General features: G+C 44.1%; 12 protein-coding genes. 3 read left to right on the top strand and 9 right to left on the bottom strand.

Annotated elements, in window-relative coordinates:
* Nucleotides 1-417: 417 nt before the first annotated feature.
* Together DW096_RS16265 and DW096_RS16260 are read left to right on the top strand one after the other, a co-directional pair.
* Nucleotides 418-3,627: a hypothetical protein gene (locus DW096_RS16265; RefSeq protein WP_120028846.1), complete on the top strand. Its 3,210-nt coding sequence runs from the start codon at nt 418-420 to the stop codon at nt 3,625-3,627.
* Nucleotides 3,628-3,725: 98 nt separating this feature from the next.
* Nucleotides 3,726-4,064 carry a hypothetical protein gene (locus DW096_RS16260; protein ID WP_005825841.1) on the top strand — a complete coding sequence of 113 codons (339 nt, stop codon included), beginning with the start codon at nt 3,726-3,728 and terminating at the stop codon, nt 4,062-4,064.
* 175 nt (nt 4,065-4,239) lie between these two features.
* Here DW096_RS16260 and DW096_RS16255 read toward each other — a convergent pair whose 3' ends face one another.
* Both DW096_RS16255 and DW096_RS19320 read right to left on the bottom strand, forming a co-directional pair.
* A complete protein-coding gene (locus tag DW096_RS16255; protein WP_005825839.1) occupies nt 4,240-4,863 on the bottom strand; it encodes an HU family DNA-binding protein in 624 nt (207 codons plus the stop codon).
* A gap of 3 nt (nt 4,864-4,866) precedes the next feature.
* Entirely contained in the window at nt 4,867-5,013 is a 147-nt protein-coding gene (locus DW096_RS19320; protein WP_158589303.1) for a hypothetical protein, read from the bottom strand.
* Between the two features lie 247 nt (nt 5,014-5,260).
* Between DW096_RS19320 and DW096_RS16250 the strand changes: the two genes are divergently transcribed.
* A complete protein-coding gene (locus DW096_RS16250) occupies nt 5,261-7,351 on the top strand; it encodes a BT4734/BF3469 family protein (RefSeq protein WP_118930945.1) in 2,091 nt (696 codons plus the stop codon).
* Here DW096_RS16250 and DW096_RS16245 read toward each other — a convergent pair.
* From DW096_RS16245 to DW096_RS16215, 7 genes are all read right to left on the bottom strand, one after another.
* Nucleotides 7,348-7,809, bottom strand: coding sequence for a low molecular weight protein-tyrosine-phosphatase (locus tag DW096_RS16245; protein ID WP_005825832.1), 462 nt, complete (start codon nt 7,807-7,809; stop codon nt 7,348-7,350). The two genes, DW096_RS16250 and DW096_RS16245, sit on opposite strands and share 4 nt — an antisense overlap.
* A 21-nt stretch (nt 7,810-7,830) precedes the next feature.
* A complete protein-coding gene (priA, locus tag DW096_RS16240; protein WP_118930944.1) occupies nt 7,831-10,296 on the bottom strand; it encodes a primosomal protein N' in 2,466 nt (821 codons plus the stop codon).
* 392 nt (nt 10,297-10,688) lie between these two features.
* Nucleotides 10,689-11,843, bottom strand: a complete 1,155-nt coding sequence (locus DW096_RS16235; protein ID WP_117963730.1) for an FRG domain-containing protein — start codon at nt 11,841-11,843, stop codon at nt 10,689-10,691.
* Nucleotides 11,840-12,565, bottom strand: a complete 726-nt coding sequence (locus DW096_RS16230) for a hypothetical protein (protein WP_118930943.1) — start codon at nt 12,563-12,565, stop codon at nt 11,840-11,842. Before DW096_RS16230 ends, DW096_RS16235 begins: the two co-directional genes overlap by 4 nt.
* A gap of 617 nt (nt 12,566-13,182) precedes the next feature.
* Nucleotides 13,183-16,239: a PL29 family lyase N-terminal domain-containing protein gene (locus DW096_RS19595; RefSeq protein ID WP_227212784.1), complete on the bottom strand. Its 3,057-nt coding sequence runs from the start codon at nt 16,237-16,239 to the stop codon at nt 13,183-13,185.
* A 435-nt stretch (nt 16,240-16,674) separates the two neighbouring features.
* Nucleotides 16,675-17,628, bottom strand: coding sequence for a site-specific integrase (locus DW096_RS16220; protein ID WP_022401595.1), 954 nt, complete (start codon nt 17,626-17,628; stop codon nt 16,675-16,677).
* Nucleotides 17,629-17,761: 133 nt separating this feature from the next.
* On the bottom strand, nt 17,762-18,535 hold the full coding sequence (locus DW096_RS16215) for a hypothetical protein (protein WP_035450380.1): 774 nt from the start codon (nt 18,533-18,535) through the stop codon (nt 17,762-17,764).
* Nucleotides 18,536-18,538: the final 3 nt, after the last annotated feature.

The raw sequence follows: 18,538 nt of genomic DNA, 5'->3' as shown, positions 1-18,538 counted from the left end.
TAGGATAGAATAGATTTGTTGCGCATTTTCTAGAGTCTTCAAAATGAGTTTTGAGGAACGGAATGGTGTTGTCTTTACCGAGCTCCCATCGGTGCTATCAATGGACTGTCATTCAACCTTTTGAACTGAAAAATACATACTTTCATTTTTTGAAAGCCTCATTTCATCCCTTTCCCACTGTCATCTTTCTGGACTTCCAATCCTCTTTCCAATATCCTAACGGGCTGATTTTTACTATTCTGAACAAAATCAGCCTATTCCCTCCTTATTCCCTGATTATTAATGGAATTAACAAGATTTCATTACCTGCGAAGTAACGGAAAAAATCACATGACAGACAGCTATGTGGAAGGGATTCGAAATGAGAGATTATTCACTTTTTATTTTTTTAAATTTATAAATTTAAAGTTTTCAATTATGAACAAGAAGTTTCTAAGTGTGACCCTGTTCAGTGCCTTGATGTTGGGTACTGCAGGTACGTTCACGTCTTGTAAGGATTATGATGATGACATCAAGGACTTGCAGGAACAACTGGACAAGAAAGCTTCACTTGATGACCTGAATGCAAAAGTTACTACGTTGCAGACGGCTGTAGATGAAGCCAAAAGTGCCGCAAACGAGGCCAAGAACAAAGCTCAGGAAGCTTTGGACAAGGCTAATTCGACAGAAGGCGGAGTATCCGAGGCAGATTTGACTGCTTTGAAGAAAGAACTGGAAAAGCAAATTGAGAAGTTGGCTTCTTTGGAGGCAGTTGAGACTAAAATCAACGACTTGAAAGAAGAATTGGAAGGCGGCTTTGTTACAGACGAAAAACTAAAAGACTTGGCTGCTGAGGTTGATGCATTGAGCGCTCAAGTTATGTCTATTATCGGACATCGTTTGACTAGTCTGGCTGTAATTCCTACAAGTCATATCAATGGTATTGCAGCTATTACATTGACTACTCTACAGTATACTCCACAAGAGTACAAGGCAATGGCAAAACATGCAGACGGTCCTCAAACTGACAAAGATTCTGAAGGTACGTTTACAGCACATTCCAAAACTCCTGTACTTGACCACGTTAATAAAGCTGGTGCCAAGCCGTACACAGTGTCTACAGACAAAAATGAGGCTTACTTCCACGTTAGCCCCAATATGGGTGTACGTACAGAGGATATTTATATGCCTTCTTTCGATTGCATCAAATCTGAAAACATCCTCACCAAAGCTGGCGCAACGATTTCCGAGAATTCTCCTATCCAGCCTACTGACTATAAGATAAAAGACAATGTATTGACAGTACAATTCAAGAAGACTGTTGCCGAATCCATCAATGAAGCAGGCGGTCATGCAAGTGGAAAAGAAACTTTCTACATGGCTTCTCTAAAGGCTCCTATTGCTAAAGAAAACCTGACTGCTGATGAAGCTAAAGCTCTTAAGGAAAATGGTACTCAGGTTTATGTGAACTCTGAATATGTTCGTCTGCACGAAACAAAGGTGGCTCCCTACATTGCTAATGCACGTACGATGTACAACGGAAATATGGGTGGTGATTTTGCTGACGAAGTTCAGACTGATGGTGAAGGTAGATTCTATGTGCACTATCACGACTCTATTTGTGCATATGAGTCACAGGCTAACGACATGATTGACGTTTATGCACAGTATAACAAGGTACTCGACTTGAAAAAATTAGTGGAGGTTTGCACAACAGAGATTGATGCTACAGATCACAAAAAACATGCTGAATTGGAGAAATACAAAGACTATGGTCTAACATTCCGTTTCTACAAAGCTACTGGAGAATATTTTACTTTGGGTGGCCCTGAGGGTAATAGTAACAAGACCGACCAGCAAAAATTCGCAGAAATCGATTCTCCTATGAATGGTCACATGACTTCAAAAGTCTATAGCCTTGACGGTGTATCTGCCACTGCAGTAGGCCGCGAACCGTTGGTACGTGTAGAGTTGGTGGATACTGTAAACAATGCTTTGGTAGCTATGCGTTACATCAAGGTGAAATGGGTGAAAGAAGAAGGTATGCGTGAGATTGGCCTCACATACGATGACACCATGTTCAAATGTGGTAATTTCGCAGACAAGATTGGCACTGTAGCCATGAACGAAGTTATCTACAACGGTGCAAAAGAGGGTGGTATGACCAAGCAGGAATTCCACGCCGTTTACACTGATGCCGGTTTCGACGCACAAGATGGAGTAGATTATGGTAAGGTTAAACTTATTAAGAATACAGAAGACGGAGTTGAATCTTATAACATTGAGTGGACTTTGACTCACGCTGACATCGTGAAGAAATATCCGGTATGGAAAAATCACGAAGATATGGTATTCACTAAGACATTCTTCTGGAAAGATCCGACAAAGGCATATCCTACTTTGAAAATTACATTGACACGTACTATCTACAAACCTACATTCGGTGGATATGGATATGACAATCGTTATTGGAAGAAAAACACCAATAACACTGTATTCAATGTGAACCCGGTAGTTTATGGTGCCGTGGAATGGAATCCTGCATGGAATGAAACCACTGGACACATATTGACTGGCGATAAGACTAACAATAATCCGACCGTAAATATCTACACTGACTTAGTGAACGGTTTCTTGAACAAAGACGGCGTGAAACCTGCTACTGGTGCATGGGAATACCTGTACTTCCAGGATAAGAACGTTGCGAATGTGAAGAATCCTTATTCTCCTACATTTGAATTGCTAGGTGTACGTTTTGAATTCGATGCTGAAAAGTTGGCTGGTAGAACTTATAAGTACTTTGATGTTGCCAGCAAGACATTCAAGGATGGTGCTGTTACATTGAGTACTGACAACACAAAATTGTACATTGCAGGTGAATTGGCTGCAACAATTGACAATTATAAGGACAACCTCTGTACAAATGCAAATAATCCTCTGAAAGGTCACAAGACTTATAACATCAAATTGCAAGAAGCTGATCCGGATGCAAAATCCAATTTCGGAGAAAACACCAAACCGACAGAAGCTGCCAAAGCTTTGGTAGGTCAGATTGTTCCTATCAAGTTGGTTGCAGACCTTTGCTATGGTGATGCAACTCCGGGACATCCGGCTGCTCATACTGAAGTTATCAAGGCTTATGATGCCAACATCATTGAACCGATGACTATCACAGTGAATAAGGAAGAAGGAGAAGTAACTGATGCTGTTGTTAACGGTAGCTCTGTAGATGTAACAGGTGCTTATACTTACACTTGCTGGAATGCAGACGAAAACGGTAATTTCTACACTGCTTCTGAGGCTCCCAATGCAACAGCTCTGCAAAAAGAACTGTTCAAATTCTACGAATGTACTCCGAGCAACTGGATGACTGATCAAGTTAAGACTAACCTGAAACTGGTAGACGGCAATTTGCAGCCTGTGGCTGGTTACAAGGAAGGTAGCCTTCCTGCCAACACAACTGTAGTTTACAACGTAGATGCAACAACTGGTAAGGAAACACTGACTTACTACAACCACAGTGGTACTCCTGTAAACTGGGATTATGAAATCTATGTTCCTATCAAGTTCGGTTATAAGTGGAAGACTTTCACTCAGGAATTCAAAATCCACGTAAATGAAAATGCCGGTACTCCCGCAGGAAGATAAGAGACAACTCTGAAAAGAGATGCCAATAAAGTAAACAGACAAGAGAGAGTGCTTCATCCGATTGAAGCACTCTTTTTTATAATATAACAACTAAAAATATGAAACAAACAGTCATTATAGGAATATTGTTGGGAATACTGCTACTAACCGGATGTGACAACAACGAAAAAGAACATGATTTTGTCGGTATATTTACTACTGCCAACGGCATAAAGTTTGAGCTTCGTCCAGATTCTACATCAATCATAACTTTCAAAGATTCTATGATTTACGAAAGTTCTTGGAAAATAAGCAAAGATCGTAACAATGAAACCTATGCCAACATAGAGTTTGCTGGTTATCAGAATTATTATTATTTGAAAAATGGTAAGCTTTATCGCAGTATACGCGAAATGAACCATGATGCCTTAGGTGAAGAGGTGAAGTATCTAGAATGATTTCCGCGCCTCTCATCACTCTCTAGATTTTTTTTCTCCCTACTTTGCTTCCACACTTCCACCCATCTCCTGCATCCCCCTATCCATCGGCATTTACCCCGCTGTGGAAGCAACCAAAAAAGGTGGAAGCAAATTTTGCTTCCACCTACTCAAAACGCTATAGTTTTACCGTAACCTACTCGTCTCTACCATAATACCCCGTGCAAGGTACATAAATCGGTTGGTTCAGTTTTCCTGCATTCTCGAGCTTGCCTTCGCTGCGAAGCAGGCGAATATGAAGCTGTGCAGTAGAGCGCATCATTCCGCAGAGGCTCTGAAAATCACTGCGCGTAAGGAACTGATGCGTAGAGAAGTAGCTCGTCAGCCGCCTGTCAATCTCCTTGTCACTCAGCTTTTGGGAATGCTCATTCAGCCCTAGCGGTTTAGCTTTGATAGCGCCTATCTCATTCTTCAGCACCTGGTCGGCACGAAACTTGATGCCCTTCAGCTTAATCTTGGTGGTTTTACGTTTGGTCGCGGCAGTCACCGGTTCCGTGCTCGTCAGTACGGGATAAAAATAGCCGATACCGTCCAGATGTACCTGCCGCCCCTCGGCGAGGTCTTCCCCCATGACGTGCGACAAGGCATCCAGTACCGCCGAGACATCAGTCTCCGTCAACGAGCTGCGTTCCTGAATTCTGCGACGCAGTTCGTCGGTAGTGGTAGAGCCGTTCAAGCGGATGCGCGGATGAAGTATCTTTTCTTCCCGCTGTTTGTCTTTAGGTTCCGGGAGCTCATACCAATCGAATAAAATTGCCATAGTTCAATGTCTTTTAAGTTGTTGTACAATACGTTCGCGCCCTATGCGGAATAGGTGCGGGTTACGTACTTCATCCGTAAAAGCTTTGGGAAGAGAAACGCCTAACGGCCATGAACAGCTCTGCTTACGGTCGTCAAGCGATTGCTTCATGGCCGTAAGCAGAGTTGTTCATGGTCGTTAGGCGTCATCTATTCCCTATACAAAAGTAGACAAACAAAGGGAGAAAAGCAAAGGAATGCCAGTGTTTTGACAAAGAAACTCACTTGCTTTTAACACTTCTCTACATGAGTCGTGGAGACTTGTATCCATTTAATAATTATTCCGCAGAATGCTTGCTTTCAGCTCTTCAATGTAGTATCTTTACGAGAATTATATTTACTTAAAGCTGACAAACAGAATGAAAATTACCTTGATTAGAGCAGAAAAAGAGAGCAGAAAGGAAGCCCTCAGCACCCTGGAAGCGGATGCACTGATTAAAAAACTAAAAACCGAAACCAAAGCCGGACATGTATCGACCCTCCGGGCCATCCTTCCTCAACTGGAGGGCACTTGCGCCCAATACGAACATATAGACAAGTTGCCCCGCATCTATCCCGCCGTGGAATATAGCCGTACACAAGAGGGGGAACGGTGGATGAAGAACTATAACGGACTCGTACAACTGGAAGTAAACCGTCTGTCGGGCATTGCCGAAGCGGAATATGTAAAGCAACAAGCCGCCCTGCTGCCACAGACCTTTGCCGCTTTCTGCGGTTCCAGCGGACGGAGTGCCAAGATATGGGTATTGTTTGCCCTGCCCGACGGCACGACACCGAAGCGGGAGAGCGATGCCGCCTTGTTTCATGCCCACGCCTACCGTATGGCGGTGAAGTGCTACCAGCCCTTGCTGCCGTTTGCCATTACATTGAAAGAACCTTCCCTTACCCAGAGTTGCCGCATGACTCTGGACGGATATCCTTACTACAATCCTGCCGCTGTGCCTTTCTGCCTGGAACAGCCCCTCGGCATGCCCGAAGAGGAGAACTTCCGGCAACGAAAACTCGCAGAAAAGAGCCCGCTGTTGCGGCTGCATCCGGACAGTAAAGCCTCGGACACCTTCGCCATACTTTTCGAATCGGCCCTTGACCGTGCATTCCGCGAATTGGACGGTTGGAAACGGGACGGGGATTTACGGATACTGCTGGTGCCTCTGGCCGAACATTGTTTCAAGGCAGGCATCCCCGAAGAGGAAGTAGTCCGCCAGACATTGATGCACTATTACCGGGAAACGGATGAATTCATTGTCCGTCAAACGATTCATAACCTATATCAAGAGCTTAAAGGCTTCGGGAAAAAGAGCAGTCTGACGCAAGAACAGGAGAGCGTTTTCCGGCTGGAAGAGTTTATGGGTCGCCGGTATGAGTTCCGCTACAACACCGTTCTGGATGATTTGGAATACCGTCAGCGCGACTCCGTCCATTTCTATTTCAAGCCCGCCGACCAGCGTGCCCGCAGTACAGTCTCTATGAATGCCCTGAAGGAGGGTATCCGCGTATGGGACCGCGACATCAACCGTTTCCTAACTTCAGACTATGTGCCACTCTATAATCCCGTCGAAGAATACCTTTACGACACCGGCCGCTGGGATGGGAAAGACCGCATCCGGGCATTGGCCGACCTCGTCCCGTGCCACAATCCTCATTGGCGGGAGCTGTTCTACCGCTGGTTCCTGGGCATGGTGGCACACTGGCGTGGAATGGACCGGCAACACGGAAACAATACTTCTCCTCTGCTTGTCGGTTCTCAAGGGTTCCGGAAATCCACCTTTTGCCGCATTTTGCTGCCACCGGAGCTGCGTTTCGGCTATACGGACAGCATCGACTTCAAGAGCAGGCAGGAAGCAGAACGCAGTCTGGGACGCTTTCTGCTCGTCAACATTGACGAGTTCGATCAAATCAACATCAACCAGCAGGGCTTCCTGAAGCATCTGCTGCAGAAACCGGCTGCCAACCTGCGCAAACCCTACGGCAGCACCATCCGTGAGATGCGGCGGTATGCCTCCTTCATAGGCACCAGCAATCAGAAGGACTTGTTGTCCGACCCCAGTGGCAGCCGCCGTTTCATCTGCATTGAGGTCACCGGTCCCATTGATACGAATGTCACCATCAACTACCGTCAGCTCTATGCGCAGGCTCTGAATGCCGTAGCCAAAGGTGAGCGCTACTGGCTGGATGATGCCGACGAAGCCATCTTGAAGCGGACGAACCGGGAATTTGAACAGCTCACCCCACTGGAACAACTCTTCCACAGCCATTTCCGTGCGGCAGAAGAGGATGAGGAGGGGCAATGGATGATGCCCATGCAGATTATTTCCGCCTTGCAGACAAAGACGCGTGACCGTCTGGCTATCAATAAGGTGGCCGTATTCGGGCGGACGCTCAAGAAGCTTGAAATACCGAACAAGAAGTCACGGCAGGGGACGCTGTACCATGTAATGCCGCTGGATTAAATGCTCTGCAGTAACCCCGCACAAGCATCTTCCAGAATGTCCAGCACATACTCAAAACCTTCGGAACCGCCGTAATAGGGGTCCGGTACATGGTCGGCATGGGTAAACTTTGTACAGTATTCCGTCATGCGGTGTATCTTGCTCCATTCGGCGGTTGAAGGGGCACGATCTTTCAGGTCGTCGATGTTGCGGTCGTCCATACCGATAATCAGGTCGAAGTTGTAAAAATCCTCGGTACGTACGGGTCGCGAAAGATGCGTCAGATTGTATCCACGGCGGGCGGCATGGGCACGCATCCGGCTGTCCGGCAGTTCGCCCTGGTGATAGGACAGAATGCCTGCAGAATCGATTAAAAACTCATCCGCACGTCCGGCTTCTTCTACCAGATGCTTCATGACTCCCTCTGCCGAGGAGGAACGGCAAATGTTGCCGAGGCAAACGAAAAGTATCTTCTTCATATTTCTTTAGTTACGAGTTATTTACATCGGGTCTACATCATAATACACTATCAGCGACTTGAAGCGGTCTTCCGCCACCATCTCCTTTTGCACCTGGACGAGCAGTTCGCGGGCACGGGCCATCGGGGCATTGGTTTCTATCTTCAAGACAATCTTTCGGATGAACAGGGTCTGTACGCGTGCTACGGGCGGCTTGTCCGGTCCCAGTACCCGGTTGCCGAAGACGGTGTGGAGCTTGGCGGCCATAGTCTGTGCCATGAGGTCGAGCAGGGTCTCGTTCCGGTTCTTCAGGTAGACATACACCAGGCGGTAGTAGGGCGGGTAGTGGAACATCTGGCGTTCGGCAAGCTGCCCGCCTACCATGGCTTCGTAGTCGTTGGCAATGACTTGCGGGATGATGGGATGGTCGATGCTTTTGGTTTGTAGCACCACCCTGCCGCGCTTGTTCTTCCGTCCGGCGCGTCCGGCAACCTGCGCCATCAGCTGGAAGGCGCGCTCGTAGGCGCGGAAGTCGGGATAGTTCAGCATGGTGTCGGCATTGAGTATGCCCACAATGCTGACGTGGTCGAAGTCCAGACCCTTGGACACCATTTGCGTGCCTATCAGGATGTCCGTCTTGCCTTGCTGGAAATCGGAGATGATGCGCTCGTAGGCGGTACGGGTGCGGGTGGTGTCCAAGTCCATACGGGCTACGCGGGCGTCGGGGAAGAGGGCTTTGATGTCATCTTCTATTTTTTCCGTGCCGAAGCCGCGGTTGCGCAGGTCAGTGCCCTCGCAGGCGGGGCAGATGCGGGGCAGTTGGTAGGTGTAGCCACAGTAGTGGCAGGTCAGTTGGTTCAGCCCCTTATGGTAGGTGAGGCTGACGTCGCAGTTCTTGCACTTGGGTACCCAGCCGCAGGTGTTGCACTCTATCATGGGGGCGAAGCCGCGGCGGTTCTGGAAGAGGATGACTTGTTCTTTTTGTTCCAGTGCCTCGCGGATATATTGTAGGAGCAGTGGGGAGAACGGACCGTTCATCTTCTTCTTGCGGTGCAGCTCCTTGATGTCTACGGGGATAATCTCCGGCAGTTGTATCTCTTTATAGCGTTCTTTCAGTTCCACAAGGCCATACTTGCCGGATGTGGCATTGTGCCAAGTCTCTACAGAAGGGGTTGCTGTACCCAACAGAGTTTTGGCGCCGTACATGGAGGCGAGTACAATGGCTGCATTGCGGGCATGATAGCGGGGGGCGGGGTCTTGCTGCTTGTAAGTGTTTTCGTGCTCCTCGTCCACAATCACAAGACCGAGGTTGCGGAAAGGAAGGAAAACGGAGGAGCGGACGCCGAGAATAATGTCATAGTCTGCTTCCGACAGCTGCTTCTGCCAGATTTCCACCCGTTCGGCATCGGGGAACTTGGAGTGATAGATGCCCAGTCGGGAGCCGAATACGCGTTGCAGGCGCTCTGTGATTTGTGCAGTGAGAGCTATTTCGGGCAGGAGATAGAGCACCTGCTTTCCTTGCCGGATGGTTTCTTCTATCAGATGAATATAGACTTCGGTCTTGCCGCTTGCCGTGACACCATGTAGCAGGCAGACGTTCTTGCTTTGAAAATTCTCTAAGATGGAGTGATAAGCGCGTTGCTGGTGCTCGTTCAGCGGGTTGACGGGGATGACTTCTTTGAGGAGTGCTTTGTCTATGCGACCTATTTCCTGCTGGTAGACTTCGAATACACCACGGTCCACAAGACCGTTGAATACGGCAGGGGTGGCATAGGTGCGTTGCAGCAGTTCGGCTTTGGAGACTTCTTTTATATCTCGTCCGCTGAGGTAGCCGGAGAGTTCCAGATATTTCATCAGCAGGTCCAGTTGCTTGGGGGCACGGCGCTGCAACTCGTCGAAGAAGATGTGCAGGCGGTGTTCGTTGCGGGTGGCGGCGGTGAGGCGTACACGGGTTTCGGTCTTAGGCTTATAGGTACGGCGCAATTCTTCCTTTACGAAGATGGCCTCTTTGTCGAGCAGTGACTTGATGACAGAAAGTATGTTCTTGATGCCGGTCTCCTTCTCCAGTTTCGTCACGCATTGCTCCGGGTCGGCAGAGAGCATATCCAGTATCTTCTGTTCCTTCTCCGGCAGGCGGACATCGGATTCGAAATCGGGGTTGTACTCTACGATTGTTTCGCTTTCCAGCTTCAAGCCAGAGGGTAAGGCAGCTTTGTAAACGTCTCCTTGCGTGCAGAGATAGTAATCGGAGAGCCATTCCCAGAACTTGAACTGCCGCGGAAGCAGTATCGGGCGGGCATCCAGCAAAGCGGACACTTCCTTTACTTCGTATTCGGTGGGGGCGCAATAATGCACGTTGCGCACGATGGCTGTATAGTATTTCTTCCGTCCGAATGGTACTACCACCCGGCAACCGGTCTGCACTTCATCCGCCCACTCGTCGGGCAGGGAGTAGGTGAAGCAGCTGTGCAAAGGCAAAGGCAATATGACGTCGGCGAACTTTTTCATCGTGGGGACAAAGATAGTGGAAAGTGGAGGGAGAATGAAATGAACGGGGGCATTTTTTATGCTGAGGAGAGGGAGGAGGCTGTTGTGGATTTGGGATGAAGATAAAGGAGGGGATATATGGGTATTGCAGATTTTATGGGTCGGATGGGTGTAGAAGTATGGGGAAACTGGTGCAAGCGTTTTATAAGCTTTGTTCGATGTATTAAAATAAGAGTGAGTTAGTTATGGTAAAACTATGGCGTTTTGAGTAGGTGGAAGCAAAATTTGCTTCCACCTTTTGGAGTTGCTTCCACAGCGGGGTAAATGCCGATGGACAGGGGGATGCAGGAGGTGGGCGGAAGTGTGGAAGCAAAGTGAGGAGAAAAAAAGTTTCTGGAGAAAAAAGGAGAAATTTAAGATGGATTTTCAAATGAACAGGTAGAATCTACAGGAATCCAAGTCATACCTTCATGCCGATAAACTGGAAGTACATACAGAGATTCAATATACTTTCTCCTTCCTTCCCTTTGCCAATATTTTAGTTCATCCATGATGATTGGATCATTAAAAAATAAAACGACCGGCGAAGTGGATGATTCTATCTGATATTTCTTTAGCAACTGCTGAAATTCTCCATCTGACAATACTGAGTAATAGATAGATTTACACCTAATTAGAGCAGTCAATGAAAATACTCTATTTGATATTATGGACTTAGTCTTTCCAATCAAACTATCATCAAGGAATAATTTCTTTCCTTGTTGGTTCATTGAAAAAATTGTTTGCGACGCATTTTTGTCATGCCTGAAAAATATCTTTTTAACATTCCTCATACTATTCAAATCAGCATTGTGTGACATTTTCAGAGCAAAGCCATTTTGAGCTCCCGGGCGATTAAAAAAATTCAGTCCTATTGGCTCCATTTTATAACTATTTAACTCGGAATCGTCCGTATAAATATAAAATACACCATATAGCTGCTGGGATTCATCGATTGGGCTGTAGATATCGTTCACTGCATCATACGAAGTTGTAGCAAAAAACGCACTTGTCCACTTATCGTTGGTGAAGTCTAATAAATTTGTAGAAATACCATAATGTTGCGCCAAACCTTCGTAATTAATTGACAATTTTATAGGGGCTTTTATTTCACGATGGCGCAATGTATTAAACATCAAATCATTTATTACAGGATGGGATTCCAATAATAATTTAAACTCCTGAAACTGCAAATTAGAAAGCAATCGTTTTTCTTCTGTATCTTCTCTATATAAAGAAGGTCTACATGAGTCATAATATACACTTTGTCCTCTAAAGTAAGTACCATGCCATTTTCCCATCGGGACTAAAACCGATTCATTAGATTCTGTTTCTTTTATCATAACGAAATATGTCCCAGGGCGGATAGATCTATTTAATATTGTTCGACGCAGGGGGCTAAATGAACTTATCTTTTCTTCTTCTGTTTCCGCAATAGCCTCAACAATATCGATAATTGTAGGATAGGCAGATATATTTGACGGGGTCGGTAACTCCTGATAAGCTGGATTTGTTAATACATCTTTCATGGCTTGTCTATTTTATGAAGTTCATTCAAATGAACAAGATTTCTGATTATTTCATGAGCCTGATTTGTTTTTTCTAATTTCAAATACACAAAACAACGCTTAACAGCCGCTTGATAAATCAAAAATAAATCTCTGCAATCAACAGCCAAATCTTCTGCTTCCCTGAAACAGTCAATAGCAATATAATACTTCTCATTAAACAAATGAATACATCCTATGCGATATAAAGATTCAGACTCCAATGATTTATTATAGATTTTCTTTGCATAATGTATAACCTCATTAAGATATGACAACGCTTGTTCATAATCTTGTAACTCATAAAAATATATTGAGATAAACCGTGCAGCCTTTGCTGCACCCTCATAATCATCATTCTTTTTTGCTAAAGAAAATGTATCAAAAAAAGCAGATAATCCTTCCGATTTACTACCTAATCGCATCAAGCATAATGCTTTTTCTAAAAATCCGGTATAATTATATTTATAAGATTTATCTTGCGCTATCAAAGCTTCGAAATAACATAAAGCCTCTGCGTCCTTTTTTAACAAAATCAGTAATTGGGCAATATAATTATTAATATAATTAATCGCTTCTTGATTCTTCACTAATGGCAATGCTGCCTCTAAATCTTTTATTAAAAACTCAGCTTCAATCTTATTTTGTGACCGAAGCACTGTTTCTACTCTATCCAACAAGACGTTTATCTCTTCCACATTCATATTTGATAGTATTAAGTGTTAACATTGCAATGTTATAATAACGTTGCGATAAAGATAAGAAAATATACAAATAAAGACAAGAAAAAGTTATGTCAAAATACTGGCACAACCTTTTTTATGTTTCTATAATTGTGAACTTTGTCAAGTAAGGCTGTCTTTGTTAAGTAGATGGCAGAAAATAATTATGTGCACCTACTTACTACAACTAAAGTTTCCTACCCCTCCTTAAATAGCTTGAAGAGGGGTGGATTATCTTCCAAGCTGCATGTATTCAGTGTTTTTTATAATAGAGACATCAATTGAACATTGGTCGCTTCTTTAACACTTGGAATCTTTTCTCCGCAATGTTTACTTTCGGTGCTTTGATGCAGCTTTTACAAGAAATACATTTAACGAAAACAAGACAGAAAACAGAATTAACTGATTAATGGATTTTGTGCCGAACACTGGGTGTGAGTAAGTAGGTTACGGTAAGACTTAGACGTTTTAAGCAGGTGGAAGTGTGGAAGCAAAGTGAGGAGAAAAAAGTTTCTGGAGAAAAAAAGGAGGATGTTCCCATAGAACATCCTCCTTTTGATTTTATAATTGTCTATTCAGACAATTTTCTACTACTCGGATTATCTAGTAGCTTGTTTACGTGTGATAGTTACGTTGTATGCATACTCACTAGTACCCCAGTCGTGAACGAACTGCAGAACCACATTTACTGTATGAGTAAACTCAGTACCTGTCGGGAGTGCAATACAAGTCAGCTTACCAGTTGTAGAATCTACCTTGAAGTATTCATCTTTGTCTGTTCCGTTGGACATAATGTAGCGGAGACCGGTTGTAACAGACTTCTTGTACAAAGCAGCACGAGTAGTGACTTCTTCAGCATTGAATGTAATTCCATTGAATGTAACAACTTTCTCACCTGCATAGTCTTTCAATATCAGATTCTTCCAGAAGTCTTCAGCCTTAGTCTTAGTGCCAGCTACAGAATTTTCAATCAATTGCTTCAAAGTAATTTCTGTATCCTTGGCCAAGTTCGGATCGTTGAATGCTTTCAGTGCAGCACCACCGGTGAAATCTGCTATCGGACGAGCTACAGTCCATAATTCTTCTGCATCAGGTTTACGGTTCTTGTCAGTAGCATCGTAACCATTTGCATCATAAATATCAACTTTCAGATTGCCAACCTTCTTGATATCAATCGGAGCAGTGAATGCTATTCTCCATTCTCCATTTGTACCTTCTTCAACTACCAATTGGTTGTTCTTCATCAATTCTTGTACAAATGCATTCTGCTTGTCTTTATTCAATTCGAATACAGCCTTAGCGTCAGCAGGAGTGACATTGTACATCTTGGCAAAGTTCTCAGACTTGATACCGAAGTTACCATTAGCAGCATCACTCCAGTCACCAATGATTGTACGTGTATTGTATGCATCCTTGATAGAAACAGCAAATGTGCGATTTACAGAAACTTTATTCAGAGTCAACATAAAGAATTTCTTGTCATAGTAGTTGTCAACTGCATAAGGAGCACCATTTTTCCAGCCACCATTCCAAACAGAAACATCTTGGTTGTCGCTAACTCTTTCAGCCGTAGGTGATACATAAAGAGTTGTCTCTGCCAATTCTACCTTTGGCCCTACAACCAGGAATAAAGAGTCTTTGTCTGCATTGTCACCACCGTTTCTGTAGTACAGGTAGATATCTCCTGCGCCAACATTCAAATTATCAGAATTCAAGGCAGAACCAACATTCTGCATGTATGCTTTACCGTCTGTCTTAGAAAGTTGCGTGTATGCTTTTGTTTTAGTATCGTATATAAAGAGAGGTAACAGATGATTTGCAGCTGCGTTATTGTTACCAGCCACAAGGTCGCGTCCACCAATTTCAGACTCAAACTTACGAACATTCAATGCAATGACAGTTTCTTTGCTGGCATTATAATTCATTGTCAGAGTACCTTCGTTCGGAACCAGCTCAATAGAATCATATGTATATGGGTCTTCAGTCTTACGAATAGCTTGAATAGGGAATGTATTTTCAAATACATAGTCAGCAACACCTTCAACTTGTGACTTCACAGTTGTTGTAAGTTTTATTGCTGCATATTCATAAATGGCAGATGCTTGATATTGTTCTTTTACAGAAAGAATACCATCGTTGATTTGGAAGATACCTTGTTTGGATTTTATTTCCTTGCCATTCAACATGAATTTAGTATCGTTTGGCAACAACTCAAATTTCTGAGTATACTCAAGACCTATTTCAGACAATTCCGGTGTACCGGCTAAGTTAGACATATAGGCATTGATAGAGTCATTCAAATTATAGGATTCATTATAAATAAATGAATCTTTCTTGGGATGCTTTTCATCATAGGCACCAGGTAAATCAAAAGGCCAGCCGTTCTCAGCTCTGTGAGAGTGGGCTGCAAAAATCCAGTCTGTATTTACCCAACTTGATTTGATGCTAAAATAGTCAGAAGAAGAAGTGTATTGCTTATACATGGTGACATCCAAAGAAGACATATACATTTGTCCATCTACGATATTTTCCTTAGCAATCATCTTCACTGACAGAATACCATTATTCAATTCAGGAGTTCCTTTCACACTCCAAACCGGAGTATCAACAGCACGTGTTTTATAAGAATCAGAGAAGAAGTATTCAGCATCTGTTTGACTATATTGATTAGGCCAAACTTTAAATTCAGCGACACCCGGTATGGCAGCAAACAATTTGAATTCTTTGGCAGATTTGTCATAAGAATAGAGTTGATAAGCATTAACATCTGCTTTTTCACCTAAACCGGTTACAACATCTACCAGACGGAAAGGCTCTTGAGAATTTTCCGGATCGAGTATTGGGTTGTTTTTCCAGTTTTCGCTATTGTATTCTTCATCTTCTCTGGTTGCCTTTCTGTATTCCCACCCAGAGCCATCAGCCTTTTTGAACCAATTATAAATATCTAATTTAGCAACCTCAGAGCTACCAACAGTTGAATTATCCGCATAGGGCTTTCTGAAAGCAATGCTCTGTAAACCGTTGAAAGCAGAGCCTTCCATTAACAAAGTATATGACTGACCGCCAATAGTAACCTGCATGGTTCCATCCTTTTCATTGTAAATCATTGAAGGAACGTTAGCATTGTATTTGAATGAAGTCTTATACTCTCCAATGCAGATATAACCCTCTTCGTCTACCTTCACGTAGTTTCCGATAGCTGCTTCAACATCGGCCTCCGAACCTGCAGCCTTGATTTTCTCGCCTGCGTCATTCAGCACATATTCGTAGGTTGCACCTTCGTCTACGCTAATCATCCAGTAGCTCTCGGCATCTACCTTGAACTTCGGAACGATTGTAGCCCCGGTTTCACCCTTCGGGCCTTGAATACCCTGAAGTCCTTGCTCACCTTTTTCGCCTTGAGCACCATTCTTGATAGTTAAAGTTTCGCCACCGGTAAAAGTTAGTAAATAACCACCCTCAACAGGAGCATAACTTTCGATGAATTTCTTGCCATTGATTGCAGCAAGGATGTCATCAATCTGTTTTTTGTTTGCATCGATCTGCTCCTGCAAGCCATCGATGTCATCATCATAGTCCTTACAAGAAACAAATGTACTTGTGGAGCCAACCATTAAAGCTCCAAACAAGATTGCACTTAGAAACTTTTTGTTCATAATTGAAAACTTTAAATTTATAAATTTAAAAAAATAAAAAGTGAATAATCTCTCATTTTGAATCCCTTTCGCATACTTCTTTTGTTACTAAGTATTCCGTTACTTCGCAGGTAATGAAATCTTGTTAATTTCGTTAATAACCAAGGAATAAGGAGAAAATAGGTGGGGTTTGTTCAGAATAGTAAAAATCAACCCGTTGGGATATTGGAAAGATAATATATAGTCTTAATATCCAACATCATAGAAGAGCTGCAATAGAAATTATGAAGTGAAAAATTCTCTAATTTTCAATATAAGATTCTATCTTTCAGTTTATTGCTTACGTTGGGAAACTTTTTGTAAAGCCAATATCAATCCGCTCCTCAAAACTTTGTTTGAAGACTATAAAAAAGAAACAACAAGTTTGCTCTACTTCCTCAAAAGAAGTAATCTCTTTTATACTGGATATCCTTCGTTTTTTACAAAAGAAATTACCCTTTGATTGGCTTCGTCAATCTTTCTGTTGCTGAAAGGTTTCAGATAAGTTTCTGTCACTGTGATGGAAGAGTGCCCCATGGCTTCCGATATGATTCCAGGATGTATCTCGCAGTGGTAAGCCATGGTCGCCCAAGTATGGCGTGCCGCATAACTACTGAGTGCCGACTGCATTCCCAAGCATTGTCTGAGTACTGCCAAACGTTGGTTGAATGCCCTGAGTGCCGACTGGTATTCCCGGTATGCCGCTTCTGTGCCTTCCTCACTTTGTAATATGGGGAATAAATAAGGAGAGTCCTTGTCCTTGTTTGCTATCATTCTCACCATTTGCATAGCCTCCGGCGTCAGTGAGACGGTCAGTGCCCGTCCCGTCTTCCTGCGCCTATAGGACAAGGTATTTCCTTGTAAATCCCTTTTGTGCAAATAGGCCAGGTCCACAAAAGGAATCCCTCTTAGCATAAACATCAATACAAAGAAAATTTTTGTTTTCTGTCGGGTGTTGGGAGAATTACCGGCCTGCAGGCTCATCTCTGTCTCCCGTACCAAGCAGCCTATGTCGGAAGCTTCGAGCGCCTTTTTCCTATCCGCCCGTGTGCCGGTATACACATGCTCAAACAGCCTGGGTACATATCGCACCAGCTTTTTGTCCACCGCCCGGTTGTAAACCGAACGTATCGCTTTGATATAGGTGGATACCGTATTCCAACTACAATTCCTCTGCCTGAGGAAGTTTTCGAATCTCTTCAGCACGGTCGGGCTCAGCTTGCGCATGGGCATCGGTTGCCATTTGGTGAATGCCGAGAATGCATTCACGGCTGACTGGTAGATGTGTGCCGTCCCCCACCTGCCGCCTTCCCGGAGTTCCCCGATGACTGAGGAGAACATCTCTTGTAAGGTAATTTCATTTCTGCTCATTTCCAAATTATTTATAAAAAGGTTTATCCTGCAATTATAAATAAATTGAGAGCAAGTGCAAAGGCATCATTCTGAAATCTGCGAAACGGGAATGATGCCGTATCCGACAGCTTATTTGTTGGCTAACGTCTGTTTAGTGGCTGATATACGTATCCTGGAAGAACCGCTTGTTATCATTTAGGCTGCAAGTGGCATCCACTCCGGCTTGTTGCAGGCGTTCGGCAATCTCATTCAGTTTCTTTCTCGAAACCCTTCCGATATAGAACAGACGGTAGCGGTAATCGTTGTCCAGCAATTCCATGACGTGCGTGAAATTCTGTTCGCGGGCAAAGTCGAAGTTTACTTTTCTTAGGTTCTGGTACGGATAGCGGATAGTCCTGCCTACGCTGTGTATGATGAGGCCGTTATTGTCCAACGTCAGGTAGCAGAAGCGGGTCATCAGCATGCTGATGAAAAAAAGACTTAATGCAAACGAAATGATAGCCGGGATGAAGCCCCACCATACGTTGCCACTGATGGAATAATATCCCAATATAAGGAATATCAGGAATAAGACAAAGAACCAGAACATGTAGAGTGACGGACGCTGGTATGTTTCTGTGGGAACCTCTGCGACTGTCCGTTCCCTCGGTGCGTAGTTGTCGAAGGGGATTTCTTGGGAGACCAGGTAGCGGATGACCGAGGAAGGGTGACGGAAAGGAGGCAGATAGATTACTTTTTCTTTCCCTTCCTTTAGATGTAAAGTCAGTATGCCCGGACCATATTTGTCTTTCGCAGCCAAGTTGCTTTTGCGGGGAACCTGGTGGTAACGCTTCATGAAACTGAAACTCTTGATTTGGTGCAGTCCGATGTGCTGGCTTTGCAGCAGTTGTTCGGCTCTTTTCTGTTCTTTACTGGTCACTTCCATAGT

The organism is Bacteroides sp. AM07-18 (assembly GCF_003602695.1).
In the GTDB taxonomy this organism is placed as follows: Bacteria; Bacteroidota; Bacteroidia; order Bacteroidales; family Bacteroidaceae; genus Bacteroides; species Bacteroides uniformis.
The sequence above is the reverse complement of the archived record's forward strand: the minus strand, read 5'-3'. Positions and strand labels throughout refer to the sequence as shown.